32 protein-coding genes and 1 pseudogene are annotated in these 26,091 nt (G+C 38.0%); 14 read left to right on the top strand and 19 right to left on the bottom strand.

The window, feature by feature from the left end:
• From IL355_RS07970 to IL355_RS07955, 4 genes are all read right to left on the bottom strand, one after another.
• Positions 1–1,722, bottom strand: coding sequence for a phytoene desaturase family protein (locus IL355_RS07970; protein ID WP_192461647.1), 1,722 nt, complete (start codon positions 1,720–1,722; stop codon positions 1–3).
• Between the two features lie 61 nt (positions 1,723–1,783).
• On the bottom strand, positions 1,784–2,896 hold the full coding sequence (locus IL355_RS07965) for a Gfo/Idh/MocA family protein (protein WP_192461646.1): 1,113 nt from the start codon (positions 2,894–2,896) through the stop codon (positions 1,784–1,786).
• A 1-nt stretch (position 2,897) separates the two neighbouring features.
• Positions 2,898–3,587, bottom strand: a complete 690-nt coding sequence (locus IL355_RS07960) for an SGNH/GDSL hydrolase family protein (protein ID WP_192461645.1) — start codon at positions 3,585–3,587, stop codon at positions 2,898–2,900.
• Between the two features lie 13 nt (positions 3,588–3,600).
• On the bottom strand, positions 3,601–4,068 hold the full coding sequence (locus IL355_RS07955; protein ID WP_192461644.1) for a hypothetical protein: 468 nt from the start codon (positions 4,066–4,068) through the stop codon (positions 3,601–3,603).
• Positions 4,069–4,383: 315 nt separating this feature from the next.
• On the opposite strand from IL355_RS07955, the gene IL355_RS07950 reads away from it, so the two are divergent.
• From IL355_RS07950 to IL355_RS07940, 3 genes are all read left to right on the top strand, one after another.
• Positions 4,384–5,925 (top strand): PhoX family protein, encoded by a 1,542-nt coding sequence (locus IL355_RS07950; RefSeq protein ID WP_192461643.1) that lies wholly within the window; start codon positions 4,384–4,386, stop codon positions 5,923–5,925.
• 76 nt (positions 5,926–6,001) lie between these two features.
• Entirely contained in the window at positions 6,002–7,861 is a 1,860-nt protein-coding gene (locus IL355_RS07945) for a cytochrome-c peroxidase (RefSeq protein WP_192461642.1), read from the top strand.
• 95 nt (positions 7,862–7,956) lie between these two features.
• The gene (locus IL355_RS07940) at positions 7,957–9,057 is read left to right on the top strand and encodes a fasciclin domain-containing protein (protein WP_192461641.1); all 1,101 of its coding nucleotides are present in this window, start codon (positions 7,957–7,959) and stop codon (positions 9,055–9,057) included.
• Between the two features lie 9 nt (positions 9,058–9,066).
• On the opposite strand, the gene IL355_RS07935 is transcribed toward IL355_RS07940, so the two are convergent.
• The 4 genes and pseudogenes from IL355_RS07935 to IL355_RS07920 form a co-directional block, all read right to left on the bottom strand.
• Positions 9,067–9,711, bottom strand: coding sequence for a DUF1801 domain-containing protein (locus tag IL355_RS07935; protein WP_192461640.1), 645 nt, complete (start codon positions 9,709–9,711; stop codon positions 9,067–9,069).
• Positions 9,712–9,734: 23 nt separating this feature from the next.
• Positions 9,735–10,070 carry a n-acetylglutamate synthase gene (locus IL355_RS07930; protein WP_192461639.1) on the bottom strand — a complete coding sequence of 112 codons (336 nt, stop codon included), beginning with the start codon at positions 10,068–10,070 and terminating at the stop codon, positions 9,735–9,737.
• Positions 10,057–10,803 (bottom strand): carbon-nitrogen hydrolase family protein, encoded by a 747-nt coding sequence (locus IL355_RS07925; protein ID WP_192461638.1) that lies wholly within the window; start codon positions 10,801–10,803, stop codon positions 10,057–10,059. The genes IL355_RS07930 and IL355_RS07925 overlap by 14 nt, the downstream gene beginning before the upstream one ends.
• A gap of 60 nt (positions 10,804–10,863) precedes the next feature.
• Positions 10,864–11,052 (bottom strand): annotated as a pseudogene (locus IL355_RS07920) (helix-turn-helix domain-containing protein); the annotation flags it as partial.
• 222 nt (positions 11,053–11,274) lie between these two features.
• Between IL355_RS07920 and IL355_RS07915 the strand changes: the two are divergent.
• The 6 genes from IL355_RS07915 to IL355_RS07890 all read left to right on the top strand — a co-directional run bounded on the left by IL355_RS07915 (position 11,275) and on the right by IL355_RS07890 (position 14,302).
• Positions 11,275–11,463 (top strand): hypothetical protein, encoded by a 189-nt coding sequence (locus IL355_RS07915; protein WP_192461636.1) that lies wholly within the window; start codon positions 11,275–11,277, stop codon positions 11,461–11,463.
• 271 nt (positions 11,464–11,734) lie between these two features.
• Positions 11,735–12,355, top strand: coding sequence for a hypothetical protein (locus tag IL355_RS07910; RefSeq protein ID WP_192461635.1), 621 nt, complete (start codon positions 11,735–11,737; stop codon positions 12,353–12,355).
• Positions 12,356–12,376: 21 nt separating this feature from the next.
• Positions 12,377–12,529, top strand: a complete 153-nt coding sequence (locus tag IL355_RS07905) for a hypothetical protein (RefSeq protein WP_192461634.1) — start codon at positions 12,377–12,379, stop codon at positions 12,527–12,529.
• 124 nt (positions 12,530–12,653) lie between these two features.
• A complete protein-coding gene (locus IL355_RS07900; protein WP_192461633.1) occupies positions 12,654–13,412 on the top strand; it encodes a hypothetical protein in 759 nt (252 codons plus the stop codon).
• A 61-nt stretch (positions 13,413–13,473) separates the two neighbouring features.
• Entirely contained in the window at positions 13,474–13,785 is a 312-nt protein-coding gene (locus tag IL355_RS07895; RefSeq protein ID WP_192461632.1) for a hypothetical protein, read from the top strand.
• A 25-nt stretch (positions 13,786–13,810) separates the two neighbouring features.
• On the top strand, positions 13,811–14,302 hold the full coding sequence (locus IL355_RS07890) for a hypothetical protein (protein WP_192461631.1): 492 nt from the start codon (positions 13,811–13,813) through the stop codon (positions 14,300–14,302).
• Positions 14,303–14,306: 4 nt separating this feature from the next.
• Here IL355_RS07890 and IL355_RS07885 read toward each other — a convergent pair whose 3' ends face one another.
• The 8 genes from IL355_RS07885 to IL355_RS07850 all read right to left on the bottom strand — a co-directional run bounded on the left by IL355_RS07885 (position 14,307) and on the right by IL355_RS07850 (position 20,405).
• Positions 14,307–15,221: a helix-turn-helix domain-containing protein gene (locus IL355_RS07885; protein ID WP_225621154.1), complete on the bottom strand. Its 915-nt coding sequence runs from the start codon at positions 15,219–15,221 to the stop codon at positions 14,307–14,309.
• A 6-nt stretch (positions 15,222–15,227) separates the two neighbouring features.
• Positions 15,228–15,986, bottom strand: a complete 759-nt coding sequence (locus tag IL355_RS07880; RefSeq protein WP_192461630.1) for an SDR family NAD(P)-dependent oxidoreductase — start codon at positions 15,984–15,986, stop codon at positions 15,228–15,230.
• A gap of 76 nt (positions 15,987–16,062) precedes the next feature.
• Positions 16,063–16,482, bottom strand: coding sequence for a DUF1801 domain-containing protein (locus IL355_RS07875; protein ID WP_192461629.1), 420 nt, complete (start codon positions 16,480–16,482; stop codon positions 16,063–16,065).
• A 1-nt stretch (position 16,483) separates the two neighbouring features.
• Positions 16,484–16,945: a GyrI-like domain-containing protein gene (locus IL355_RS07870; RefSeq protein ID WP_192461628.1), complete on the bottom strand. Its 462-nt coding sequence runs from the start codon at positions 16,943–16,945 to the stop codon at positions 16,484–16,486.
• A 78-nt stretch (positions 16,946–17,023) separates the two neighbouring features.
• Positions 17,024–18,298 carry a hypothetical protein gene (locus IL355_RS07865; RefSeq protein WP_192461627.1) on the bottom strand — a complete coding sequence of 425 codons (1,275 nt, stop codon included), beginning with the start codon at positions 18,296–18,298 and terminating at the stop codon, positions 17,024–17,026.
• Positions 18,299–18,402: 104 nt separating this feature from the next.
• Positions 18,403–19,167: a TIGR02757 family protein gene (locus IL355_RS07860; RefSeq protein WP_192461626.1), complete on the bottom strand. Its 765-nt coding sequence runs from the start codon at positions 19,165–19,167 to the stop codon at positions 18,403–18,405.
• Positions 19,164–19,718, bottom strand: coding sequence for a CPBP family intramembrane glutamic endopeptidase (locus IL355_RS07855; protein ID WP_192461625.1), 555 nt, complete (start codon positions 19,716–19,718; stop codon positions 19,164–19,166). Before IL355_RS07855 ends, IL355_RS07860 begins: the two co-directional genes overlap by 4 nt.
• A gap of 9 nt (positions 19,719–19,727) precedes the next feature.
• The gene (locus IL355_RS07850; protein WP_192461624.1) at positions 19,728–20,405 is read right to left on the bottom strand and encodes an ABC transporter ATP-binding protein; all 678 of its coding nucleotides are present in this window, start codon (positions 20,403–20,405) and stop codon (positions 19,728–19,730) included.
• Between the two features lie 176 nt (positions 20,406–20,581).
• On the opposite strand from IL355_RS07850, the gene folE reads away from it, so the two are divergent.
• The 5 genes from folE to IL355_RS07825 all read left to right on the top strand — a co-directional run bounded on the left by folE (position 20,582) and on the right by IL355_RS07825 (position 24,557).
• Entirely contained in the window at positions 20,582–21,181 is a 600-nt protein-coding gene (gene folE, locus IL355_RS07845) for a GTP cyclohydrolase I FolE (protein WP_192461623.1), read from the top strand.
• Between the two features lie 68 nt (positions 21,182–21,249).
• Entirely contained in the window at positions 21,250–21,549 is a 300-nt protein-coding gene (locus IL355_RS07840; protein WP_192461622.1) for a hypothetical protein, read from the top strand.
• A gap of 378 nt (positions 21,550–21,927) precedes the next feature.
• Positions 21,928–23,148 (top strand): sulfite oxidase, encoded by a 1,221-nt coding sequence (locus IL355_RS07835; RefSeq protein ID WP_192461621.1) that lies wholly within the window; start codon positions 21,928–21,930, stop codon positions 23,146–23,148.
• Positions 23,148–23,633 carry a monoheme cytochrome C gene (locus IL355_RS07830; protein WP_192461620.1) on the top strand — a complete coding sequence of 162 codons (486 nt, stop codon included), beginning with the start codon at positions 23,148–23,150 and terminating at the stop codon, positions 23,631–23,633. The genes IL355_RS07835 and IL355_RS07830 overlap by 1 nt, the downstream gene beginning before the upstream one ends.
• Positions 23,634–23,675: 42 nt before the next feature.
• Complete coding sequence (locus IL355_RS07825) at positions 23,676–24,557, top strand: sterol desaturase family protein (RefSeq protein ID WP_192461619.1); 882 nt, start codon at positions 23,676–23,678, stop codon at positions 24,555–24,557.
• 20 nt (positions 24,558–24,577) lie between these two features.
• Here the strand turns inward: IL355_RS07825 and IL355_RS07820 are convergent, their stop codons facing one another.
• The 3 genes from IL355_RS07820 to IL355_RS07810 all read right to left on the bottom strand — a co-directional run bounded on the left by IL355_RS07820 (position 24,578) and on the right by IL355_RS07810 (position 26,087).
• Complete coding sequence (locus IL355_RS07820; protein WP_192461618.1) at positions 24,578–24,880, bottom strand: DUF6787 family protein; 303 nt, start codon at positions 24,878–24,880, stop codon at positions 24,578–24,580.
• 27 nt (positions 24,881–24,907) lie between these two features.
• Entirely contained in the window at positions 24,908–25,366 is a 459-nt protein-coding gene (locus tag IL355_RS07815) for a DUF6146 family protein (protein ID WP_192461617.1), read from the bottom strand.
• A gap of 97 nt (positions 25,367–25,463) precedes the next feature.
• Positions 25,464–26,087, bottom strand: coding sequence for a DUF937 domain-containing protein (locus IL355_RS07810; protein WP_192461616.1), 624 nt, complete (start codon positions 26,085–26,087; stop codon positions 25,464–25,466).
• Positions 26,088–26,091 lie beyond the last annotated feature (4 nt).

Below are 26,091 nucleotides of genomic sequence, written 5' to 3'. Positions count from 1 at the left end.
TTAAACCGATGTTTTTGCAGCTTTTTGTGCTCTTAACTTTTTAGCCGCAATTTTCTTTTTGAGCCATTCTGGATAGTTGGAATCGTCTTCTGCTTCGTAAATCCTAATTTTTTGATCCGGTCTAGGTTTTTTTAACTCGTCCGCTGTACAGCCTAAAATCCTAGCGGCCGTGTCTACTCCGGAATGTGCGGCACCCGCCACTCCGTGGGATAATATACTGGAGCCACACAAGAATAAATTCTCAATCTCGCTCTTTGCCCTATAGGCAAACGGACCAATGTGTTTCATCCGCTTCTCTGTACCATAAACATTACCTTTAGTGGTATTGATATAGTATTTATTGGTTAGAGGGGTTCCTAATTCCTTGTGTACAATGTGGTCTTTGATACCGGGAATAGCCTTATTGACACCATTGACCATTTTTTCCATCAACCTTTCCTTTAGGTCCAAATAGGCCTGAGAGCGTTCTTTCCCGTTCGTTTCAAACTTTTCAAAGGTTTTATAGTCCACAAAGGTAACCACCTCTAGAGTATGATGTTTTCCATCATAGCCAGTAGGATCCTTTAAGGTGGTACAGCTTATGAACAAACCGTCAAAGGATTCACCTTTGGTGATGTCCTCCGCATGAATTTCGTCGTAGAAATCATTGGGGCCTCGGTCCGGCATTTGCCAAATATTTCCAGAATCTACCCCATGCTTCCTCAAATCCATATCAACCGTTAGAAAAAGCATGATAGAAGTGCAGGAATAGGTAGTATTCTGCAATTTTATCTGAAGTCGTTTGCTTAAGTTTTCCGTTCCTACTAACTGGTTATAAGTTATACCTACATCGGCATTGGAAATGATATGTTGTGCGAAGAGCTGTTCGCCATTTTCCAATTGAACACCAATAGCTTTTTTTTGCTTTTCACCCTGTAATAGTATTTGAGATACCGCGGTGCTCGTACGAATCTCTCCGCCGTGGTTCTTTATAACCTTCGTCATAGATTTTATAAGCGCGCCACCACCGCCCATAGGGTAGTAGGCTCCATGAATATAGTGGTACATAACCGCGCTATGAAGTAGAAAAGGTACTTTCTGGGGTGCAGTACCGTGATCACCACACTGAATGTTCAATATTTTTCTTAATAAGGGGTCTTTCACATGCCAACCTACAACCCGGCTTAAGCTAAATAAGGCATACTTTCCAAAATACTTGGTTTTGTACGGCATGATCAACTTCTGCCAAAAACCCTTAAAATAGGGGATGGAGTATAACTCCCGGCTTACAGTTCTCGTAAGCTTGAGATATTTGGCAATGTTCTTTTTTTCCTTTGGAAATTTCTTTGAAAGCCGATCAATAAGGGAATCTAGGCTGTCCGGATAATCAAAACGATCATCCCCAATTTTCACATGTTCATATCCATTAGGGTTCATCCTAAAAAAGACTAGGTCATTGGCCATTTCCAATCCTCGGTAAAGGTCATTGGTGGTCTGGCCTTCAGCTAATCTACCAATGTAATGTACTCCAGGTGTAAAACGGTGACCATTTAAATAAAAACTGTGGCACCAACCACCTGGAACATCATGCTGTTCTAAAACCAGAACTTTCTTACCTTCCCTGGCAAGACAAATGGCACAGGCCAGTCCACCAGCTCCAGAACCTATAATAATGGCGTCATATTCAGCCTGTGAAGAAAGGTCTTTTTTTGATGAATTTTGTGAGATGGTTTTTTCCTGCATTCCCTTCAAAGATAGGCGAAGTTTGTAATAAATATTCTTTTATTGAACTTTCTCCAATAATTTAAGGATATAATTCTTCCCAAGATATGGTTTTACCCTGTTCAGAAGATTTTTTTGCAGCGTTTAGAATTTTTGAAACCATTTCTGCATTTTCAAGCGAGGACAATCCATATTTCTCAATTTCGTAGCCTTCGTGCACCACTTTTTTAAATAGTGCAAAAGGGTCATTAAATCCGGGTTCCCTGGGAGAAGCCATGGCAGGTGAGGATCCTACTTTTTCATTGGTCATAATCATCATGTCACTACTATTAAGACATTTAATGTAACCATTAGCACCAAATACTTCCATATCCTTAACGTGGTGAGGCCAGTTCCAAGAGGCTTGTATAACCACCTCTGTACCTGGGTAGGTTAAGATTATGGTAGCATCATCCTCTACTTTAGGATATATTTCAGGTTTCATTTGCTGTACGGTGGCGGTTACCGCAATGGGAGCTTCGCCCTTCATTAACCACGTTGTAATATTGGCGCCGTAACATCCAAAATCCATCAACGCACCACCGCCATTAAGTTTGGGGTCTGTAAGCCATTCTAAAAACTCTTTATCACAACCTATTTCCTTGGGTCCAAAATGACCCGTGTGAAAAGTTAATTTTCGCATGGTGCCAATAGCATTGTCATTGTGTATTAGATCATAAGCTTTTTGATTGCTGCCGTACCATGTGGTTTCATAATTGGTAAGAAGGTGGATATTGTGTTTCTTGGCCAATGCAATCATTTCTTTGGCATGTTCCCAACTAACCGCTAAGGGTTTTTCAACCATGACATGTATTCCTCTTGGAGCGCAAAATCTTACGGTCTCTAGATGGTCAAAAGTACTGTTGAAGGCATTGACCGCTTCGGGTTGCGTTTCTTTGACCATTTCTTCAATGGAATCAAAAACAATATCCATTGAAAGGCCATATTGTTTGGTAAGTCTTTTTGCTAGTTCCTCGTTCGGTTCTACAATGCCTACAATTTCTATATTACTTTTCTTTTCGTTGTTCAGGATCCAATGAACATGACCATGAACCAAACCTACCACTCCTACCCGTAATGGTTGAGATTTTTTGATTTTCTGGGCAAAACCAAAGGTTTGTAATCCAAGAACAAGAATTAGTAATAGATGCTTCATGCTATTTAGCTAATGCTTTTTCAATAGCTTTTTCAACCAGAGGTTCCATTACTTTATAACCTTCTACGGTAGGGTGTACCTCGTCATTGGCATATTTTTTAGGTAGCCCGTTGCGTTCATCTGCCATTGCGGAAAAATAGTCCAGATAAACATGGCCTTTATCATCCGCATAGGATTTTATCATTTTATTGAGTTCAACAATCTTTTCTGCAGGTTCTACTTCAGGCTTCCAAGGGTATTTATAGGCGGGAAGAGTAGAGGCCAATACGACCTTTATACTATTAGCATGGGCAATTTCTGCCATGGATTTGATATTGTCCATGATCATTTCTAAGGTGGAAGGCCCCGTATTTCCCGCAATATCATTGGTACCCGCCAAAATCACCACCACTTTTGGCTGTAAATCAATCACATCTTGACGAAAGCGAATAAGCATTTGGGGAGTGGTTTGCCCGCTAATACCTCTGTTTATATAAGGTTTCCCCTCAAAAAATTCAGGTCTATTGTTCAACCACCCTATAGTAATGGAGTTTCCCATGAAAACTACACGATTCTCATCTATGCTGGGGGCGCTATATGTATCATTATCCTTTTGAAACTGTTTTAGATTAGGCCAGTCTTGTGCTAACATAGTGGTAGTAAAGCCTGATAAAAGGAAAGCAAGGGTTAGTGTTCCTATTAATTTTTTCATATGCAGGGGTATTTTAGTTTTCTAGTTCTCTAATTTCTTCTGGAGTTAATGGAATTTGTTCCTTTAGTTTTGGTATGGTAGGTCTTTGGACCATCAAATAAGCGGTCATACAAAGGGCTATGACCAAAAATAAGGCGCCGCCGGATAGAAAATAACTTATAAAGCCAAAAAGCGCCGGAGCCTCTATGCAGGCATATTTTGTAATAGAAGCACTTTGATAAGCAGTAAGTTTTTCTTTAAGGTTCTGACTCCTTTCAATTTTTGAAGTTCTTAACCTAAAAACATACAGACTGGCAAAGTATCCAATAATTGCTACTATAGGTACAATGAATGTGAACGGATTACTTTGGTCAAATTCCGCAATAAATTCACCTTTATCTTGATAAACAAATATTCCGAAAACAACTAGACCTATGACCAAGGCCATATGTATAATTTTTAGACTTTTAAAAATGGAAGCAGTAGAAATGGGAGCAGGCATAAACGTATTTAAGTACTATTCTTCATGGTCTAAGATAAGGAATCTATTCTTTGGGTAAATAGAAAAGCTTTCTAATAGTTGATTTTATATTACCGGAAAATGCTACTGCAAACCTATATAGAAGTCATCATGAATCTCATTATCAAATCCCAAAAATGAAAATTTTGTTTAGAATTATACTAATTAATAACATTAATCTAACAATTTAACTTAAAATTATACTTCTCTTTAATTTATGACCACAGTGGGTTAACGGTTCTAGGAGTTCACCTAAATACTTTTGTTAAAGAACTTTTAAAATAAACCTAGAACAAAATGAGAACACTTAAAAAATTGCTTTTTTGCGCAGGTGTAGTTGCTACTGCTACCTCTTGTGATAAGCTAGATGATTTCCTTGGTCACGGAGGTGGTGAGGAGAAAAAGGGAACCATCTTTGAGAATAAATCTGAATTAGAACCATTGGTGGATGTAAAGCCCCAATTTAACTTTGTAAAGGCCTATTCCTTAATAAGCTCTACGGATGTTTTAGAAGACGGATTTCGTTTGGTAGGAGCCCAGGATGGAGCCGGTTTCCTTAAAGATGGGGATGGTTATAAATATATTGTAAATGCTGAGGACGATTATGCCGTTAGCAGAATCCATTTCGATAAATATATGAACCCAACCGGTGGTGAGTGGTTGTTGAACTCTGGTGTTGCAGATTTTGCAAGACAGTGCTCCGGTACTATGTGGGAAGCTAGTATTCACGGCGGGGCCAAAGATTTGTTTCTTTCCGCTTCCGAAAGCTTTCACTATGATGTAAAAGGAATTGATCCTCATGTTGAAACTCCAACGCCTACGGCAGACTTTGGTTTAGATGCTTTAGGAGAATTTTCTTGGGAAAACGCTGTTCCCCTTCCACGTGATGCGTATCCTGGTAAGACGGTAATTATTGGTGGTGACGATGATTCAAGCGGTTCTGAAGGACAGATTACCCTTTATATGTCCGAAAACGGAAATGCCGATTTTAACAACGGTAAAATCTATGTGTTGAGACTGAAGGAAATAGCTTCAGGTTCTACCGATGCTGATGGTAACCCCATCAATCCAGCCGCTGTGGAAGCTGGTGTAACTTACAACGAAGGAGACCTTGCTTTCGGCGAGACCTACGAATTCGAATTCGTTGAAATCGAAAACGGTGCTGCCATGACCAAAAATGAAATGGAAGATGCCTGTGTGGCAGTTAATGCATCTGCTTTTATGCGTGTGGAAGATGTTGATTACCAAAAAGGTTCTGCAGCCAATAATCGTAATGTATTTGTTGCCGTAACCGGAAGAGGTCCTGGTAGAGGTACTTACAACGATTGGGGTACGGCTTACAAATTGGAATTGGATGAAGATTCTCCTTTGACCGGTAAACTGACCCAAATTGTAAGTGGTAATACAGATTCTAACAATATGGATGGTAATATCGCTGAACTTCAGAGTCCTGATAACATCTGCGTAACCGAAAACTTTGTTTACCTTCAAGAAGATCCTAACTCTTTCGATAGAGGTCACGGAGCTTACATTTATCAAACTGATTTGAACGGTAATAACGCCAAAGTGGTTATGGAATTGATCGTTAGAAACGATTTAGACCCAGCTGGTGGTTCTGGTTTTAGTGGAGAGTATGGTGCCCTAGAAGATATTTCTGAAAAAATCGGAGAGCCTAATACATTTCTTCTGAACCTTCAGCCACATTACTGGCAAAGTGAGGACTTCAAAAGTGTTGATGGTCACGATATGGAATCTGATCGTCCTGATGCTATCGCTGCAGGGGCACGTGAAGATAACCAAGGAGGTCAAATTCTTATCCTTAAAGGATTACCAAGATAATTCTACTTCACATTCTGTTTTTAAAGGCCTCCGTAACACGGAGGTCTTTCCCTATTTTATTAATACATCTTTAGTTATGTTTAAAAACCTTCTCTTCATTGCCGTCTTTTTATGTATTCTTTCCTGTAAAGACGGAAAAAACCAAATGGCCGAAGTTGTACCGGAGCAACCTCAAATAGACTGGGAACCTGCTCAAAAGTTTTACCATAAACACATTACCAAAGCAGTAGAACTAATTGATTCGTTGGCTCAAATGGACGCAGAAAGTCCTCAGGCTAAAAAACTATTTAAAAAATTAAGGGTCAGTTTCAAGAAATCAGAACCCTATGCAGCTTATTTAAACCCAGCCGTGGGGCACCGTGCCAACGGTCCGGCATTGCCTATTTTTGTGGAGGATACGGAGCGTGTTTTATCTCCCATGGGGCTTCAAAAAATGGAGGAGTCTATTTTTGAAGGGGGTGAAGACCCCGCCGTTTTTAAACGTGAAACGGAATTGACCAAAGGACTGTTGGTCAATCTAATGGAGAATACCGGAGAAAGACCACTGGACGCCCAGAGATTTTTTATCGCTACACACCAACAATTATTACGGATTATTAGTTTGGGAATTTCCGGCTTTGATACACCTGTTAGTCAATTAGGACTCGAAGAGAGCATCGTTTCCCTTGAGGCTCTTTATACCGTTTATGAGCTTTCCATTCAAGAATTGGTACAAGAAAAAAATGCGCAGTTAGATGCCGAGTTCAAAACGAATGTTGACAAAGCAATTAAATATCTGAGTGAGCATACCGATTTTGAAACCTTTGACCGGTATACATTTATAAGGGACTTTATGCATCCTATCACTAGAAATTGGGTATCGATACGTAAAGAAAGTGGTCTTTGGGAAGGTGTCAATAACAAACCTTTCAATTTTGATGCTCCTACTTTTTTTGAAAAAGATGCTTTTAATCTTACCTATTTTACGCCTCCGGTCAATAGAAATACCAACTATAAGCAAATTGCCCTAGGTGAGAAATTGTTTTTTGAACCGCGTTTGGCAAAAAATGGCACCATGGCCTGCGCTACCTGTCATATTCCCGAAAAAGCATATGCCGATAACCGAGTAGCCAATTTAGATAATACGGGAAATCCTTTGCAACGAAATTCACCTACCTTAATTAATGTAGCCTTTCAAAAAAGTTTCTTTTGGGATGGTCGTGCCGAAAATCTTCTTGACCAAATTTCCTCGGTATTTACCAATGAACAAGAATTTGCCAGTGGAGTTCACGAGTTTTCTACGGAAATCTTGAATGATTCCGTCTATACCGAAATGTTCAAGGATGCTTACGGAAAGGTTTCCACAAGAAATACTGATGTGATCCGTGCCATTTCCTCCTATATTTCTACCCTAAACGGGTTTGATTCTAAATTCGACCGAAATATGAGAGGTGAGGAAGCTAATTTTACGGACGAGGAGAAATTAGGAATGAACCTTTTTATGGGTAAGGCTTTATGTGCAACTTGTCACTTTATGCCCTTGACCAATGGTACCGTTCCGCCATTTTATGCTGAAACTGAAAAAGAGGTTATCGGCGTTCCCGAAACCGCGGCTAATAAAGCACTAGACGATGATCTGGGCTTCTACTGGCGCTATGAAAAGGAGGTTCATTACGGTATGTTCAAAACGCCAACGGTTAGAAACGTGGCGTTGACAGCTCCCTACATGCATAATGGAGTATACGCAACCCTAGAACAGGTAATGGATTTCTATAACCAAGGCGGTGGCGGCGGATTAGGATTTGAACTGGAGCATCAAACCCTACCTTTTGATAATCTAGAGCTAACACAAAAAGAGCAAAAAGCTATAATTGCCTTCATGAAAACGCTTACGGATACCAACGTTGATCATAAAGAAAAGCAAAAAAGTAACTTGGTAGCAGGTACCCAACCATAAGCCTTCTTTTCATATTTAACCTTGGCATAACACACAAAATGTTCGTTGTTGACACCTTGTGATTTATCTTTTGAGCTTCAAAAAATTACGTGAAAATGAAAAATAAAAATTTATTCTCCACATCTATAATTAAAATGGCCCTATTAACCATTGTTTTGGTTTTTGCCGCCTGTTCTTCTAGTGATGATGGGCCCAAGATAAATGAAGAACCAAAACAAGAAATACCGGATGAAGAGGAACCTGAAGGTCAGGACAACTCCGAAAATACAGAACCAAACGCCTTGGAGTTTATTTTGACTGAGGACAATTTTAGCGTGCTCGCCGCGGCTATTGAGGCTTTGGATGATGATGTAAAAGATTTGCTTCAAGAGGATGATATTACAGTTTTGGCACCTTCCGATGAAGCATTTAATGAGTTGTTCGAACTTTTGGAAGGTTATTCGACCATTTCCGATTTTGATGAGGATGAAGAACTTGCGCTATTACAGGAGATTCTCCAATTTCATATTGTACAATCCAACGCTATCCTAGCAGATGAATTCGCCGAGGGACAAGAAATAGTTACCTCCGTTGCTGAAAATCTGGAAGTATTAATTGATGGTGGCATTTTTTTTCAAGCAGATAATGATTTGTTGGCGCAATTGATTGAAATTGAAGGAAAGGTGTCCAACGGGGTAGTGCATCAAATAGATGAAGTATTGTTGCCCCATACTGTTTTTGATGCATTCTTTCCGAAACCTACACTTTCTGAAATTATTGTTGAAAACGATGACTTGCACATGTTCGAAGATGCCTTGACCAAAGGGGGTTTGTTCAATAAGTTGGAAGGCGATGCAATGACCGTTTTTGCCCCTAACAATGAGGCGGTAGGCTTGCTATTTGATTTATTGGGAGAGGACTATGATGATTTTGATGATTTTCAGAATTTTTTAGAGCTTCAGGTGCTTAACGACATTCTTTTGGGTCATTTGGTAGAAGAAGAAATTACTTCGGATAACTTTGAACCACAAATCATAGAGACCCTTTTAACCAACGATTCTATAGAATTGGTATTGGAAAATGAGGAAATTGTCATTAGGGATGCTTCTGAAATTCGAGCGAAATTTGTGCTGAAAGATGTGGAAGCTTCCAATGGGGTCATCCATATAATAGATAAAATATTGATTCCCCAGAAAGCCCTGCAATTTGTAGAGTAAGTTGGGGACTTATTTTTGAAGTTGTTTGTGACTGCCGTCGCAGCGGGGCATTTTTTTGGAAAGCCCACAAACGCAATCGTGAAAACCAAAGCCTTTTAAGATGCGGTCTGTGTATTTGTCAATTCTGGCTTCTCTGGTCGTGGCTTGTTTGGCAGCGGAGAAATAGATATTATAGGCGCGTTGCCTACCCGGGGTAAGCGCTGTAAAAGCCGTCGCAAATTTTTGGTCGGTAGATAGACGATTCTGTAGCTCCTTCACAAAATCCTGTATGTTTTCCGCTTGTTTTTCAACCTTCAAGCCCGTGTTTTCAATTTCTATGGCTTCAAAAATATAGGATTTGAGAACATCCCATCGTTCGGATATTTCGCTTAGTTGAGTAAATTTGATGATGCGAGCAATTCGGGAATTTTCTCCGGCTTTTTCAAGAATTCCGGCAGGGTCGTTCAACAACACGCCCTTAAAAAAACTGATAGTACAGAAATCCTTAAAATTACCCAATAATAGAACGTTAGCCCCTTTATGGGTGTAACAGGGTTGTCCCCATTTCAAGGTCTCCTCGAGTCCGCATTCCAATGCCAGCTCCCGTAACCTTGTAAGTTCCGACTTCCAATGGGTCATTTTTTCTAAAAATTGGTCTACTCCCGAGGTTTTCATGACTATAGATTTTGGTATTGAATTTACAATTCTTCTAGAATACTGCAACCCTTGGAGTAATCACCGGAGGTCCATTGCCATTCTTCATGCAACCGTATTTTTCCATTAGCCATCTTTTCAGGGGTAGATGTACAGGTGCCGGTCATCAATTCCCCTTTCAAATTTATTTGATGGTAGCGCATATTTATAACTCCATTTTCATCTACCAAGCCCAAAAGGTGGCCTTCTATGATATTCCCTCCGGAATAGTTGCAAATCAGCCTATTTTCTTCCTGTTGGTAATGGAATACAGTTTCTTCGGTCGTTTCCGCGTTTTTCGTATTGCTTACGGGCCTAAATTTTCGGTTATGATAATTCATTTTGAAGTATAGAAATAGTTTCACAAGTATTGCTTCCGGTATCAAAAATCAATAGCTCTTGTTTGTATTTTGTCAGTTCTGCTAGTAGTTTACCCTCGGCACTCCAAACCGCAGAAGAACCAGCACCTATAAAATCATCAACTGGCCCCACGCTGTTACAAAATAGTACGCTGAGTTGGTTTTCCTTTGAAATTCTTTTAAAATGTTCTCGGGCTTTATCGACACCCTTTTGGGCTTTTGCCGTACAGGCCAAATAAAAATCAGGCTGGTGTAGTAATGCCTGTTGCAGATGTTGGTTCCTCAAAGATTCATAGCAAATGGCGAGGGAAATATGCTTATGGTTCAACTTAATATAGCCATAATCGCGTCCTGGTTTAAAAAAAGGTTTTTCATCATCGTGAAGCCATTGTTTTGCATAAACCGAAATAGCCGTATTTGGCCGAAAAATGAATAAGGCAATCTGTACTTGATTGATATAAACTAGAGGAGCTCCCAGTCCTATGGTCATATTATGGCAATCGCTCAATTTTTGAATAGGAAGTAATCGTTGGTCTTTAGGCTTAATTTTTAAGTCTTTGGCAAGTGTTGGTTCATATCCGGTGAGGGAAAGCTCAGGAAAGAAGATCGCATCAGCCCCGTTTTTGGAGGCAAGTTCAATCCATCGAGAATGCAGCTCTATATTCTTTTCGATAGAGCCTTTGTGAGACTGTATTTGGGCCAGAGCGATTTTCAAAACTATTAACTTTAATAGAAAGGTACAAAACTTAGTTTTTTAAATAGTTGTTATCAAATTCTAATTAAAAGAAGCCCTAAACTCGGTTGGGGAAAGTTGCGTTTTAGATTTAAAGAATTTGCTAAAAGATTGCGAATGTTTAAAACCGCAGCTAAAGGCAATTTCGCTAATGCTTAGCTCAGATGTGGATAAGCGTTCTTTTGCCTTTTCGAGTAATTTCTCTTGTATAAATTGCTGGGTGTTTAATCCCCAGCTAGCGCGAGCATCATGGTCGTGCAGTACCATTTAAGAAAAATGATAAACCTCTCCTTAATAAATGCTTAAACCTAGTTCTGCTTTGCTCAATAGCCTTTAATGGGAGACCATGCATTTGTAGCGTTCCGTGCTACCCCGCCCCTTTTTCGGCACTGTTTGATTTCTGCTTATCTTGATGTTTTATATTGAAGGTTCAATTAAACGATTATCAAAAACATGAAATATAAAGTTGCTAAATGCATAATGAGCTTTATTATTCTAGTATTAGTCGGTTGTACAAAGGATGAAGATTACACTCGGATTGACAAAATTGGTGGTGGGTTATTGCCAGAACAGGAAATTGAAGTCCCATGCGATTTTCCAGAGCCCAAACCCTTAGGAACGATTCCAAATCTAAAAATCTAAATAAGGGTTATGTAATCCCATAATCAAAGTCTAAAGAAACGATTGCAAGGATTACTGAATTTGGCACTTGCAAATTATCTTAAATTAGTTCTGCGCATAAAAGATGTATAGATAATATGATTCATTCGAAACCGTTATCTGTAAGCTGAATTGTAATAAGAAAAAAATCCATGTTTTTTAGGTTTTACCTATTCTAGCTCAGTTGACCGAACTTAAAAAACTATATCTTACATAAACCGAAAAGAATTTAATCTTCACGAATCTTTAAAAATTGGACTTATCATTTATAATACTTGTTATTACCCTAGGAGGACTATTCGTGGTATTTTACAAAGACATCAAGACCCTCCGAAAAAGAAAAAATTTTTTAAAAAACCCTGAACTGCACGATATTCCAAAATTTATAATTAGCTCAAAAAAAATGAACTTTTTGGACAAAAGACTTAGTGTTAATCCTGGAAGTATTGATGTGAGCTCCAACAACAAAATAGTCCTTCATTTGAATAATGAAAAAGGATATCTTGAAGTTAAAAAATCGCTTAGAAGAAAAATTGTGAATTTCAGCGAAATCAAATTTATATTGCTCGAATATGAACAATACGAAGAATTATTCACTTTAAAGGAATTGCTTGGCGGCACAGTAGCTTATAACAAAGAAATATGGAGCATTAGAATGATTGCAGTTTTAAAGAATGGTAGAGAATTGAATCTCCTAAATGCGAAGTTCCACGAGTCCCAATTAGAAAAGTGGGAAGAACAAAGAATTACCGGGGGATATCAGGAAAAGTCATTCTTAGGCCATGGGAAAGCCATAATTCGATTGTTAAGCAACTTCATTGATAAAAAATACCTGATTATTGACTACAACGACGGAAATGTAAGGAGATATTAAGACCTAATAATTAGATTATAAATGGAATTGTCAGACGGCCAGATTAAATCTTTGATTGTACTTGGAATTTGCGTAGTAGTTTTAATTTTATTGAATGTTTTGCGCAACCGCGGTTCAGGTTCAGATTCCAATAGTATGTCTGATTGGGATGTTGATGACTTTGACATTGATTAACAATAAAGTTCAAAAAAAGGATTATAAAATACCGGACTTTGTTCTAAATTAGATGAATAAAGATGTGTATTATGACTAAATAATCGAATTCAAAGGTGGGATTAGGAACTATTGAAATTAATGTATGGAAACAGAACAAACTAAAGCGTGTAATTTCAAACCAATGGAGTTTCAGTACACCAGACTTACATGTGAAGTTTGGACTTTAAAACAAGTTGCTGTTCTTGATCCTGACCCAATTACGAACGAAACCATAAAAATAAAGCAATGTTTCAAATGCAAATCGTATTGGAAAGTGTTCGAAGAATACGATAGTCATCATGGTACGGCTAGAGTATGCCTCAAAGTGAATGAAAAAATTAATATTTTCAATAGAAATTACAGCTTTGATTCTAGCGAACTTATAGATTTAGAAAAAGAGACGACGAACTTAAATAGCACTTACAACCACAAAACTGAACTTCTAACATCAAACAAAGTTCCTTTAATACAATCAGATAATAAATTTAAAATTTTATTGCTTATTGCATTAATAACTAGCCCTATTTGGGTTCTTTTGTTTTTCCACTTTATACCAGATAAAATATCTGAAAATAATCTTTATGAGGATGGAATAAAAACAGTTGCAAAAATTAAATTCTATACTATCGAAAGAGAAGCTGGAAGTGGAAAATTAGGAGTACTAAATAAGCATGATGTAAAAATTGCTAATTACATTTATCAAGATAATCAAAACAATGAGTTTAAGGGCAAAGTAAAATCGGAACTAGTTCCCATTTCGCTTGATAGTACTTTGCAGGTACTGTATATGGAAAATAATCCGAGGGATCATTTGGTAATTAAAAGAGATGGTGATGGAATATTAGGCAAGCCCAGAGAATAATAAAAATTGCACAAGAAAGCATTTTATTGAAAGCCTTAGTTCTTATTTAAAGTTCAAATAAATGATGAGTAGCATTAATATACCCAATAACTATCCAGAAGGATGTTCTGATGATACAATCAAAGAGGTAGTTGCAAAATGTCAAAATAAAATCAACAAGTATGATTGTGCTTCGAATGTTGTTTTAGGAACTTCTTATTATGCAGCGGTAGCAGAACAAGGAAATACTGAGCTGGACCATAGACTTACTGAAAAACTAATCTTAAACCTTGAACAGTCCTCTAAAAGACAAAGAGAATTGACCTGGGCTATTATAACAATTGGTGGACTAAATCTAATTGCTGCATTTTTAAAATTAATTGATGTTGTTTAATTAAATTTCAAAAAAAGGATTTAATATGAAGGTATTTCTATTCCTATTTTTAGTTAGCACCTCTGTCTTTTCCCAACTTGAAAATGACCAAGGACAGATTATATGGAGAAGTGTAAAACAATATAATGGCTCTGCCGAAGTATTGTTCAAAAAATTTAAATCGTCCGGAAAGTTTAGTTCGTTGGAGATACTTGATGAATCAATTATTGGAAACTTCACCGATGTACCAATAAGATATAAGGGAGCCGCTAGCATGTATTTAATGGCTTCTAATTTGAATGGTAGTTTTGTAGTTGAATTCAAGGAGAACAGATATCGAATTACAGCAAAGAACTTAAAATTTGAGAGTCAGACCAGTGCTGGCGTTTTTGATCAAGGAAGTCAGGAGGCGATAGAAAAATACGCCTTGAATTCAAAAGGAGAACTTAGAAAACGATTCAAGTCAAAAGACACCCCAATTATTGAAGACAGTTTATCAAATGCTTTTGATTTCCGGTCTGGAGATGATGACTGGTAAAAGTTCAATTAAAAGATGCCCTAAACTCGGTGGGGGAAAGCTGGGTCTTGGCCTTAAAGAACTTGCTAAAAGATTGCGAATGTTCAAAACCGCAGCTAAAGGCAATTTCGCTAATGCTTAGCTCAGATGTGGATAAGCGTTCTTTTGCCTTTTCGAGTAATTTCTCTTGTATAAATTGCTGGGTATTGAGCCCAGTACTACTTTTTAACAATGAACTTAAGTAATTTGGGGAGAGGTTTAAATGTTTGGATACTTCAACAACCGAAGGAACCCCATTTTTTATTAACTCCTCATCTGAAAAGAATTGTAAAAGATAATCTTCCAATTGAACCAATAACTGATGATTTCCCTTTTTTCGGGTGATAAATTGCCTTTGGTAAAAGCGTTCGGCATATTGCAACAAAAGCTCAATTTGTGCAATAATAATGTTTTGGCTAAAGGAATCGATATTACTGGCAATTTCCTGTTGGATGTTTTGAAAAATACCTTCAATTGTTTGCTCCTCGCTAGGAGACATAAAAAGTGCTTCGTTTATGGCGTATTGAAAAAACTCATATTGTTTAATATTTTTCGCCAAAGAAGAATTCCAGAGATAATCTGGATGGATCAATAGCAGCCAACCCTCGGGAGTTACATTTTTTCTAGAGTTGGGTTCAATATGCAACAATTGCCCCGGAGCGATAAAAGACATAAGCCCTTCGTCAAAATCATATTGCTGCTGCCCATATCTCAAAGTTCCCACATTGCGCTTTACGCCTATGGAGTAAAATCCTATATTCCATCGATCTCCCAAATGTTCGGGAAGAATTTTGGTCATCCCATAATCTATAAGGCTTACCAAAGGGTGAAGGGGACTTTCCAGTCCCCGCAACCGGTGCATTTCCTTTATAGATGCTATTTTTCGAATACTGTTTTTCAAAAGCGATCAAAGTAAAATTCCTCCGGATACTTCAATACGTTGACCGTTGATCCAACGGGCATCATCGGAACATAAAAAAGCGACTACACCACCAATATCTTCCGGTTCTCCCACACGCCCAAGGGCAGTAAGGTTAGAAATGGTCTTGATTTTTTGTTCATTGGTCTTATTCTCGCCACCACCAAAATCAGTTCCCACTGCGCCCGGGGCCACCACATTAGCGGCAATTTTTTTATCTGCCAATTCTTTGGCCAAATATCGGGTAAACACTTCAACGCCCCCTTTTGCCGAAGCATAGGCGCTGGATTTAGGAAGTGAAAATCGCGCCAACCCAGAAGAAATATTGATAATACGGCCCCCTTCGTTCAAAGAAGGAACTGCTTTTTGCGATAAAAAATAAACGCCTTTTAAATGAATATTCAACATTTCATCAAAGTCTTCCTCGGTAGTTTCCAAGAAGGGCTTGTATATTCCAGTACCGGCATTGTTAACCAAATAATCAAATTTTGCCGTTCCGTATTCTCCCTCTAAATAATTTTGAAGCTGTAGAAAAAAGGCGTCGAATTGAGAAATATCGCTGGTGTCCAATTGAAAAGCTTTTACTTTTCTTCCTTTTTCTTCAATCTCCTTGGTTACCTTGTTCGCTGCTTCTTCATTGGAGTGATAGGTGAAAATTATATCAACGCCTTTAGCTGCTACGCTTAGGGCCATATCCCTTCCTAATCCTCGGCTTCCTCCAGTTATCAATGCTATTTTTGTGCTCATTTGTTGTTTTTAGTTGTTGATACAAAATTGCATAAAATTGGATTGGCAAATGTAGCTGTATCCAAGGTAATTGTGTTCAAATCCCCAAAGTGGGCAGATTTTTTACTTTGTGATAGGTAAGGCAGGCCCTTATACACGCCATCAACTCCTTTTGGGGTATGGATTGGTCAAGATCAAAGATGATGGCCCTATTGCCTTCAAAATTAAAAATGTTGCCAAAAACCAATTTAAACGTACTTACCAGTTTGCTTGTACACTGGAAGTAAATAGCATATTGATGCGGGGCTTTGGCCTTCCAGTCCATGCGCAAAGTGCTTCCACAGTTGGTTACAAAACTAGGTTCGTTCCATTTTAAGGTTTCATGCAGGTAAGTTATTTCCGGACAATCCTTTGCGGTTTCATGAACCAACCTTCTTAGGTACGTCAACCTATCTTGAGCCTTAAAAGGATAGATTTCAAAAATTTCATCCCACCGATGCTCCTTTATCAATTCCATTCTATGAATTTACACCAATATAAAAATCTACTTCGGCATTTTCAGCATTTGATGCTCGGTGGTCATAAACTTCATAATCAGATTGGTAGTTTCTGTCCATCTCCGTTTCCCAAAGCTGGTACCAATGATTTCCGATAAGTCCTTTGCTCAAATCGCCTTTGGCGGAAGATTTCAAATAGGCGCCTTTGATGATGGTCTTGGCCACCATACCTGAAGGAACTTCATCAATAGAACTCACCTCACAACCTATTACCGTGGTATAGGGCTGTAAATGGTCTCCTTCATAATCTGTGTATAGACAATAAATGGTGGAATTTACTTTGTTCGGAATCTTTTCCAATATACCCTGTTGTATAAATTTTCCCCACAACGCTCCAATATCATTGATAGCTTGGCTGTTCTGGTTGGTAGTTCTTACCTCAATGCCAATGATTTGAAATGAGGCTACGTCTAATTTTTCCATTTGCTTACTTTTGATTTGAACCAAAAGTAAGAATGGTCAATGACGAATGATGTCAGGGGTATTAAGCTGATTTGAATTTTATTGGCATTCAAAACATTTTAAGAGATTTGAAGAAAGTTCAAGGTCTTTTGAACCTTTGAGGGGTTCATTTAAAAATTCCTTTTTGTCTATTTCTTGTTTGAATTTGAGAGCATCTTCTATTAATCGATTTTTTCTAGCCATTAATTTTTCCATTATCTCGGGGGCATTCAAATCATAAATGGCCTTCGGCCAAACCTGAAAGGCCTCTTTTATATTAGCCTCTGTAAGTTGTTGCTGTAAATATTTGGCTTCTTCCTCAAAGATGTTAGCATCAATGGTTTTTAAGAAGTAGACATCAAAATCCATAACTAGACCGGGCATATAATCAATTTCCTTTTCAAAATTTTGAAGATCAGGGGTGATGGATTTTTGGGAAATAATAGAAGGCAAAACCCCTTCAATATTAAAAAAGGCATTATCTCGATCACAGGGCAACGGCACGGCCAACGTTTGGTCTTGTTCAGTTTTCAACACCCAACCCCATTGTTTGGTATGGCGGTCCCAATCGCCAATGAGCAAATCGAATAGTCGCGCACGAACTACTAAATTTTCGTCTATTTGTATTTGCCTCCCTTTCTCCAGTTTTAATTCTTGAAGGTCTTCGGTGTCCATAATTTCAGTAGCACCTTTTATTTTTGTCCATTGGGCGTTTCCTTTATCCTCATGTTCAAGCAGGAAAATTCGATTACCGAATTTATGATTTAGAGAATCTAAAGTTTGCTGTTTTGGAACAAATAATAACTGGGGATGAGTGGATAATAGTCCCGTTTTTTTGGCAAGTTCGGCCACGGCTAAGGCCGCATAAGGGTGTTGTGCAGAAATACCGTCAACCACGATGTTCTCAAGACCTAATTTTTTCGCAAATTCAGGAATTAAGGGTTCCGGATTTTTGGTAACACTGCGCAAGGTGTAGACCTGTCCGTTTTTGATCTTTATCTTTAAAGAATGCGTTTGTTGGCCACCACCTTCTTCCAAAATTTCAACTCCTCCCATCAGGGTATCTAAGAATACAATAGGCACTTTCACCGGGGTTTCCCATGCTTTTCGGTATTGTTCGCCCTGCATTAGATGTTTTAAGGGATTTCCTTTGTAGAGCGTGCTAGCTGCCACCAATACGGAATCATGTTCTTTAAAGTCGATTTCTTCCAGTTGAGCAAAATCCAAGATTTCACAGGTGCTGAATTCTTTGTTGGTGGAACTTAGGGATATGTATACTAAAACAACAAAAACTATAATAATTAATAAAACGGAGATAAGGATTTTCTTTAACATTTGGTCATAGCTGATTCAACCTTGTAAAGCTATCCATATTCAAAAGTAGCAAAAGCCCCTAATAAACGAAATTTTAATGCAATTGGTAGATGGTTGGTAGCTGACTAAAACTTTTCAAAAACTCCTAACCCGAAGAGTGCAAAATCATATTTGACGGGGTCTGTAGGGTCCAATTTGCGTAGATTTTTATCCAGTTCGGCAAGAGCTTTCGAATCATTTTGCTTTCTTCTTAGCAATTTTAGTTTTCGTGCCACGTTTCCGGAATGTACGTCTAACGGGCAGGAAAGTTGAGACGGTTGAATACTTTTCCATATTCCAAAATCAACGTTTGCATTGGCGTCACGAACCATCCAACGTAAAAACATATTGATCCTTTTGGCGGCGGAACCTTTAAGCGGATCGCTCACATGTTTGGTACTGCGTTTTGGATGTTCTATGGAGAAAAATACTTTTTTGAATTCAGATATGGCCAATTGTAGACTATTCTTTTCAGCATGCTTGGCAAATACGGACTCCAGACCACCATGATGTTGGTAGATATTCTTCAGACTACTTATAAAATAGCTCAAATCTTCGCCATTAAAAGTACGGTGCACAAAGCTGTTTAGTATAGCCAAATCATCTTCTGTATGATTAATGACAAAGTCATACGGCGCATTATGCAATAAGGTCATCATCTTATGGGCATTGTTGATAATGCTTTTTCGGTTTCCCCAAGCGATAGTGGCCGTAAGAAACCCGCTGATTTCGATATCCTCTTTTTGGGAAAATAAATGGGGTATCTGAATGGGGTCTGTTTCCAAAAACTGTGGATGCTCATACTCCAAAACTTTGGCATTTAAAAACTCCTTTAACTCTGTTCGCTTCATTTGATAGGTATTTCCAAAAATTTAAATAATAATAGGGGAGCCATAAGTATGAAATTATACAGTGAGTGAAAGGCAATGGCCCATAATAAACTGAACCGTACGCGAACAAAACCTAAAAAAACACCTACACTAATTTGAGGGGCTACCAATAAAGGGGAAAACAATAGAGTAGTGGTGGTCAATTCAAAATTTAAAATATGATAAAAGCCAAATAGTAAAGTGACTACATAAAATATAGTTTTGAAATAAGGACTTTCTTTCAAGAAAACTAGCGGACCTCTAAAAATAAGTTCTTCCATAATGGGAGCCAGAATAACAGCCATACCAAAAAGATAAATGGCAGGTCCATTTATGAATTCCTCACTAGCGTGGTCACCAATATCCAAATTAAATACTGATTGTAATGTACTGTTAAAAATTCCAAATCCGTAGCTAAAAATCAAGGCATAGCCTAGCAATGGAACAAATTTTGGAAGTAGAAAATTTAAATCTTTTCGAGGATATTTTCGATATACCGGATTGTTTAAAAATTTCCAGACTTCCTTTAACATAATTGTTCTTTACACTACCACCTCTTTGTTTACAATGAGTCCGTCTACCATGGTCAATTTTCTATCGGCCATGTCCGCCAATTGCTGATTATGGGTAACGATTACAAAGGTTTGTCCAAATTGGTCGCGAAGATCAAAGAATAATTTGTGAAGATTATCTGCACTTTCAGAATCTAGATTTCCGCTAGGTTCGTCTGCAAAAACGATAGAAGGTTCATTTATCAATGCCCTGGCCACGGCCACTCTTTGTTGTTCACCCCCTGAAAGTTCGTTCGGTTTATGATCATAACGCTGAGAAAGACCTAAAAAATCCAACAGTTCCTTGGCCCGTTTTTCAGCTTGAGCCTTGGGTGTTTTTTTTATAAAGGCAGGAATGCAAACATTCTCCAAAGCGGTAAATTCAGGAAGCAATTGGTGAAATTGAAAGATAAAACCAATATGCTCATTTCTGAATTTAGCCAATTGTTTTTCAGAAAGTTGGGTAACATTGGTGCCGTGAATCAGAAGTTCGCTATCCTTGGGATTACTTTGTACATCTAGGGTTCCCAAAATTTGCAACAAAGTAGTTTTTCCTGCTCCAGATGAGCCAACTATAGAAATAACTTCCTCTTTTTTTATATGGAGGTCTACACCTTTAAGTACCTGCAAATCACCATAAAACTTTTGAATATTGGAGGCTCTGATCATTCTATAGGATAATTTTATTTGTAAATAGGTCCTTGAATGGATAAAAGTAAGGAAATTTGGCTGTAGCGACTTAAACTTTTATAGGCTAACTATATTTACGGAAGAGTTCAGTGGGTTTGAGGAGAAAAACTTACTTTTGTTTAATAATTATAAAAAATAGGTAAACAAAAAGAATTATGGCTCCATATAGAAATTTAGAAGAATACAATTTAGAGGTAACAGGGGAGGTTAAGGATAGGTACTCCAAAATAATAAAAGAAATTGGAGAAGATGTGGACAGGGAAGGACTTCTTAAAACACCAGAAAGAGCCGCCAAAGCCATGCTGTTTTTGACCCAAGGGTACAAACAGGACGCCGTAGAAATCTTAAAAAGTGCTATGTTCAAAGAGGATTATGACGACATGGTCATTATTAAGGACATTGAGTTGTATTCGCTTTGCGAGCATCATATGCTTCCTTTCTTTGGGAAGGCCCATGTTGCCTATATTCCCAACGGGCATATTGTTGGATTGAGTAAAATACCACGAGTTGTGGATGTTTTTGCCAGAAGATTGCAGGTTCAAGAGCGTTTGACCCATGATATATTGGAGTGCATCAACAACACGTTAAAACCAAAAGGTGTAGCAGTAGTCATTGAAGCTTCCCACATGTGTATGATGATGCGTGGAGTACAAAAACAGAATTCCGTTACTACAACCTCTGGTTTTAGGGGACAGTTTGAAAAAATTGAAACACGCAACGAGTTTTTAAAATTGATTAGTTCAGATTTATCGTAGAATACGGAATGCTAAAAAATTTGGCATTCTTATTGTTATTTTAGAATTGAATTTAAAATTCATTCATCATGACAAAAACAAAAGACAATAAATACCGGAAGCTTTTCTTAGGGTTATTATTTGATGCCATAGGAATGCTATCCTTTACCGTTCCACTTATTGGGGATTTCTCGGATATTATCTGGGCTCCTTTGGCGGGTTGGTTAATGACAAGAATGTACAAAGGCAAGATAGGACAGGGAGCCGGTCTGTTTACCTTTCTGGAGGAAATTATTCCCGGACTTGATATTATACCCACCTTTACCCTCATGTGGATTTATACCTACGTGTTAAATAAAGCTCCAAAGAAAACGACCATTGAAGTCTAAAATAGATCAGAAAAGCACTTTTATTAGGTGCTTTTCTAATCTTAAAAATTAAATTTTTGTTAGTAAAAGATCCTTTTTAAAAGGATTTAATCATAAAATTTTCATAATTTTTTAGATATTACAAATTATTTAAACCCTTTGTTGCTTTATAAAACCTATCGCTTTTATAGGAAATAATCTTACTATTTCACTTTTAAGGTATTAGAGGTAAGATGCTGTTTACAAGTTTTCTTTTTGAGGGATTACTTTCTATAGTTTTTGGAATTTTCAGTTTGGAATTTTTTCGGTTTAGGAAGAATATTTCTAAAGTGTGCCTCCATTCCCACTTCAATTTTAATCTTATTATCGATAATTTTGGTTCTTATCAAACCATACCTAATGAACAGAAGAAAATTTATAGAACGAACCACACTAGCTACCATAACAGGGTTGATAGGCACAGAAATCGTTTATGGATTAAAAATTCCCAGAGGATATGCTCCTCTCGCTCTTCAAGACCCAGACCCATTTAAATTGTTCGGGAAAGACAAGGAAATGGTGGTTTTAAATGATAAACCTTGGAATATGGAGGCTCAGGCACATTTGTTGAACGATAAGGTGACGCCAAGTTCTAAAATGTTCATAAGGAATAATGGTTTGATTCCTGAGGAGATCGATACGGATAGTTGGACATTGACTATTAACGGAGAATCAGTTCAAAAAGAAAAGTCCTACACCCTTAAGGAGCTCAAATCTAAGTTCAATACCCATACATATCAATTAACTCTCGAATGCGGAGGTAATGGACGTAGTGAATTTAATCCTCCCGCAAAGGGTAATCAATGGACCATTGGTGCAGTATCCTGTGCGGAATGGACGGGTGTTCGTTTACGCGATGTTTTGGAGGACGCTGGAATTAAGGATGATGCTGTCTATATTGGTTACCACGCAGCGGATATTCATCTAAGTAGAAATCCTGAAAAAGAACCTATTTCAAGAGGAGCACCCATGGCAAAGGCCCTACAGGACGAAACCCTAATAGCTTTTAAAATGAATGGTCAAGATATCCCGTTGGCTCATGGCTACCCGCTTCGTTTGGTGGCTGGTGGCTGGCCTGCTTCCGTTTCCGGAAAATGGCTAACAGAAATCAGCATTCGTAATAAAGTTCATGACGGACCTAAAATGGGGGGTACCTCTTATCGTGTTCCCTGTGAAACGGTGGCTCCTGGAGAAAAAGTGGCAGATGAAGATATGTGCATCATAGAATCCATGCCTGTAAAATCGTTGATTACAAGTCCCAAAACGGGTGCTATCCTAAAGAAAGGCCAAAAACTTCAAATCAAAGGTCATGCTTGGGCAGGGGAACTGGAGGTAACAAAAATGGAATACTCTATAGATTTTGGTTCCACATGGCAATCCTGTACGCTTGAAAAACCTGTTAATAGGTTGGCATGGCAACATTTTAGCGCAGAAGTAAGTTTTCCCAAAAAAGGTTATTACGAAATTTGGGCAAGGGCTACGGACTCCCGTGGTAAATCGCAACCTATGTTATTACCCGGCTGGAACCCCAAGGGGTATCTAAATAATGCATGTCATAGAATTGCTGTAAAACTTACCTAATGAAAAACGGAAGTAAGCTTAAAAACGAATTTAAAAAAGTGTTTCGTATGGTGGTGGTTACCGTCATAATTGTAGCCGTATTTTCTCTTCTATTGGGATATTTGCTAATCAATCCCAAATTTTTTGATAATGAAAACCACAGCCCTAAAGGTGCTGTGGAAACTATTCTGGAAAAGGATGGGGATGAATATGTAAAAATTGAAAATGGTATTCATGTTGCCACAGGATTTGTAGACGCACCAGGTATGCAAGAAACCATTCAAAATTGTACCAATTGCCATTCATCAAAACTGGTCATACAAAATAGAATGACCAAAGAACGTTGGAAAACAACTATAAAATGGATGCAAGAGACCCAAAACTTATGGGATCTTGGTAAGAATGAAGATATCATTATAGATTATTTGGTTACCAATTATCCCCCCAAAGAAAAGGGGAGGAGAGAAAATTTGACCAACATTGAGTGGTATCAACTTAAGGATTGATTGGTTTTACCGACTTAGTAAAAGAATAGTAATTTCAATGGCGTGGAAAAGTATATAGAAGCATTTTTAAAAGGTTTCAACGGTACGGTAAACTGGACCTGGAAATCCATACTTTTTGAGGTGCCTTGGTACACCAATTATTTTTACGGAATTATCTTTCTATCATTAGCGGTATGGATTCTGGAAATTTTATTTCCATGGAGAAAAGAGCAACGTATTTTTAGAAAAGATTTTTGGTTGGATACTTTTTATATTTTCTTCAATTTTTTTCTATTCGCTATCGTCATTAGTGGATTTTATAAACTGCTGGAAACGTTATTTTTAGAGTTTGGTATTTCAATAGAAAGTTTATCCCTCATAGATATGGGAAATTGGCCCATGTGGGTTCAACTCATCGTTTTCTTTTTGGTATTGGATTTTGTACAGTGGTTTACCCACATTTTATTGCACAGGTATGATGTACTGTGGCAGTTTCATAAAATTCATCACAGTGTAAAAGAAATGGGTTTTGCGGCCCATATGCGATTTCATTGGATGGAAAATGTTCTCTATAAACCCCTAAAGACCTTTGGGGTTATGATTTTGGGCGGATTTGAACCGGAGCAAGCCTATATAGTTCATTTTATGGCAATAACCATTGGGCACCTAAATCATTCCAATATAAAAATTACTTGGGGGCCCTTTAAGTACATATTTAATAATTCTGTAATGCACCTATATCATCACGCCTATACCTTACCAGAAAATCATAGATACGGGGTCAACTTTGGAATAAGCCTTAGCTTGTGGGACTATATTTTTAAAACCAATTATATACCCGAAGAAAGTGGAAAGGTCGCTTTAGGTTTTCAAGGTGATGATGAAATACCAGAAAGCTTTTGTGGACAACTATTTTATGGGTTTAAAAGGAACAAAACCCAATAAGCAACTTATTAGCGAGCAGTCTATTTAAATAGAAAACCTAAACCCATGCGGTTGAGCATTTTTTTCTCAAAATTCCAAAAGAATTTGAATTGACCGAACAACCAACCGAAAAATACAAGAAGTACTTGATAAATAGGGAAAATAAGTAATATTCTGGCGGTCCAGTATAGCCATCCCGCCGTAGATTCCCTATGCAGACCAATGAACTCACAAAGGGGAGCTGCCAGTTTAGCAGCAGTTGAGCCGGTAATTGCAAAAACAATAAATACAACTGCTAATTGAAAATTGGAGTCAATACCCCAGCGTTTCTTAAGTTTTTCCATAACTTTTCAATGCGGCAAATATACTAATCAAATCCGTGGTATAAAAGGCCCTAATCGTTGATTGTATTTTCTTTGGAAGTAGATAAAATAATTATAGAGTTTGTAGTTTACCTCATATCCGTAGTCTATATTGGGGTCATAATCAATCTGCCATTCATATAACCCAGCGGAATACCTATTGGGCTGTAACACCCTTTGATTGTAGTTAATTACAAAAATCTGGTTTCTATTTTCCAAAAATGATTGAGAATAATACCCTTCCGGTCTGGCAATGCTTTGAAGCCAAAAGTTAAAGCCCGGTTCTATGATAATTATCTCGTATTCCGAACTATCACTAGAAATGGAAATGGTATCACCTTTGGTTTGATCAAAAGCCATTTTCTCCTTATCCGTTATATCTACTGCTTGTTTGCTGCCAGTGCAACTAGACACCATCAAAAAACAGAAGCAAATACTTACCCCACAATATGTCAACCACTTTTTCATTTTCTTTTTTCTATTTCTGTGCAATTTTTATACCATTTAAGGTACAAAAAAAGGCCGTTTGGATACAAACGACCTTTGATATACAGTAATAACTAGTTTATTTTCCGAATAGCCCCCCTAAAAGACCGCCAATTCCTCCTTTTTTACCTCCAAGAGCCATGGAAGCCACATCATCAAGAATGCTACCATCCCCATCTGAATCCAAAAAGGACTCAATCAAGGATTGTTGCTGGTTTCCACCTCCCATTAGGCCTCCTAAAAGATTACCCAATCCATTGGAATCACTTATGTTTTGTTGACGGGTCTGGCTTCCCAAATATCCCATTAACAAAGGTGCGGCCATTTTTAAAATGGTTCCTACAGAACCCGCATCCATACCAGATTTTGCACTTAAGGCAGACTCTACCTGTGATTGTTTTCCTCCAAGAACATGACCTAAAATTCCGGCTCCGTCGTTCATCACGGAATCATCCACTCCACCACCAAAAAGTCCGCCCAAATCATTAAGAATACTTCCGTCATGTTTACCGGAAAGGGCATTCATAAGTCCTTGTGCGCCCTCTGGGGAAGAGGCATTTTTTTTCATGGCACCCATTAACAAAGGTAGGGCCATACTTAAAACGCTACCTGTTTGATCGGTAGATTGGCCAGTTTGTGAGGCGGCACCATTAATGAGTTGTTTGCCCATAGGGCTGTTAAGTAAGTCTAATAATCCAGACATGTGT

The organism is Euzebyella saccharophila (genome assembly GCF_014855495.1).
In the GTDB taxonomy this organism is placed as follows: domain Bacteria; phylum Bacteroidota; class Bacteroidia; order Flavobacteriales; family Flavobacteriaceae; genus Euzebyella; species Euzebyella saccharophila.
This window is presented reverse-complemented; position numbering and strand designations above follow the sequence as displayed.

What these genes read in the sequence shown, in the direction of transcription:
- IL355_RS07970 (WP_192461647.1), bottom strand. Translation starts at nt 1,722, where the DNA reads ATGCAGGAAAAAACCATCTCACAAAATTCATCAAAAAAAGACCTTTCT.
- IL355_RS07965 (WP_192461646.1), bottom strand. Translation starts at nt 2,896, where the DNA reads ATGAAGCATCTATTACTAATTCTTGTTCTTGGATTACAAACCTTTGGT.
- IL355_RS07960 (WP_192461645.1), bottom strand. Translation starts at nt 3,587, where the DNA reads ATGAAAAAATTAATAGGAACACTAACCCTTGCTTTCCTTTTATCAGGC.
- IL355_RS07955 (WP_192461644.1), bottom strand. Translation starts at nt 4,068, where the DNA reads ATGCCTGCTCCCATTTCTACTGCTTCCATTTTTAAAAGTCTAAAAATT.
- IL355_RS07950 (WP_192461643.1), top strand. Translation starts at nt 4,384, where the DNA reads ATGAGAACACTTAAAAAATTGCTTTTTTGCGCAGGTGTAGTTGCTACT.
- IL355_RS07945 (WP_192461642.1), top strand. Translation starts at nt 6,002, where the DNA reads ATGTTTAAAAACCTTCTCTTCATTGCCGTCTTTTTATGTATTCTTTCC.
- IL355_RS07940 (WP_192461641.1), top strand. Translation starts at nt 7,957, where the DNA reads ATGAAAAATAAAAATTTATTCTCCACATCTATAATTAAAATGGCCCTA.
- IL355_RS07935 (WP_192461640.1), bottom strand. Translation starts at nt 9,711, where the DNA reads ATGAAAACCTCGGGAGTAGACCAATTTTTAGAAAAAATGACCCATTGG.
- IL355_RS07930 (WP_192461639.1), bottom strand. Translation starts at nt 10,070, where the DNA reads ATGAATTATCATAACCGAAAATTTAGGCCCGTAAGCAATACGAAAAAC.
- IL355_RS07915 (WP_192461636.1), top strand. Translation starts at nt 11,275, where the DNA reads ATGAAATATAAAGTTGCTAAATGCATAATGAGCTTTATTATTCTAGTA.
- IL355_RS07905 (WP_192461634.1), top strand. Translation starts at nt 12,377, where the DNA reads ATGGAATTGTCAGACGGCCAGATTAAATCTTTGATTGTACTTGGAATT.
- IL355_RS07900 (WP_192461633.1), top strand. Translation starts at nt 12,654, where the DNA reads ATGGAAACAGAACAAACTAAAGCGTGTAATTTCAAACCAATGGAGTTT.
- IL355_RS07895 (WP_192461632.1), top strand. Translation starts at nt 13,474, where the DNA reads ATGATGAGTAGCATTAATATACCCAATAACTATCCAGAAGGATGTTCT.
- IL355_RS07890 (WP_192461631.1), top strand. Translation starts at nt 13,811, where the DNA reads ATGAAGGTATTTCTATTCCTATTTTTAGTTAGCACCTCTGTCTTTTCC.
- IL355_RS07880 (WP_192461630.1), bottom strand. Translation starts at nt 15,986, where the DNA reads ATGAGCACAAAAATAGCATTGATAACTGGAGGAAGCCGAGGATTAGGA.
- IL355_RS07875 (WP_192461629.1), bottom strand. Translation starts at nt 16,482, where the DNA reads ATGGAATTGATAAAGGAGCATCGGTGGGATGAAATTTTTGAAATCTAT.
- IL355_RS07870 (WP_192461628.1), bottom strand. Translation starts at nt 16,945, where the DNA reads ATGGAAAAATTAGACGTAGCCTCATTTCAAATCATTGGCATTGAGGTA.
- IL355_RS07865 (WP_192461627.1), bottom strand. Translation starts at nt 18,298, where the DNA reads ATGTTAAAGAAAATCCTTATCTCCGTTTTATTAATTATTATAGTTTTT.
- IL355_RS07860 (WP_192461626.1), bottom strand. Translation starts at nt 19,167, where the DNA reads ATGAAGCGAACAGAGTTAAAGGAGTTTTTAAATGCCAAAGTTTTGGAG.
- IL355_RS07855 (WP_192461625.1), bottom strand. Translation starts at nt 19,718, where the DNA reads ATGTTAAAGGAAGTCTGGAAATTTTTAAACAATCCGGTATATCGAAAA.
- IL355_RS07850 (WP_192461624.1), bottom strand. Translation starts at nt 20,405, where the DNA reads ATGATCAGAGCCTCCAATATTCAAAAGTTTTATGGTGATTTGCAGGTA.
- folE (WP_192461623.1), top strand. Translation starts at nt 20,582, where the DNA reads ATGGCTCCATATAGAAATTTAGAAGAATACAATTTAGAGGTAACAGGG.
- IL355_RS07840 (WP_192461622.1), top strand. Translation starts at nt 21,250, where the DNA reads ATGACAAAAACAAAAGACAATAAATACCGGAAGCTTTTCTTAGGGTTA.
- IL355_RS07835 (WP_192461621.1), top strand. Translation starts at nt 21,928, where the DNA reads ATGAACAGAAGAAAATTTATAGAACGAACCACACTAGCTACCATAACA.
- IL355_RS07830 (WP_192461620.1), top strand. Translation starts at nt 23,148, where the DNA reads ATGAAAAACGGAAGTAAGCTTAAAAACGAATTTAAAAAAGTGTTTCGT.
- IL355_RS07820 (WP_192461618.1), bottom strand. Translation starts at nt 24,880, where the DNA reads ATGGAAAAACTTAAGAAACGCTGGGGTATTGACTCCAATTTTCAATTA.
- IL355_RS07815 (WP_192461617.1), bottom strand. Translation starts at nt 25,366, where the DNA reads ATGAAAAAGTGGTTGACATATTGTGGGGTAAGTATTTGCTTCTGTTTT.
- IL355_RS07810 (WP_192461616.1), bottom strand. Translation starts at nt 26,087, where the DNA reads ATGTCTGGATTATTAGACTTACTTAACAGCCCTATGGGCAAACAACTC.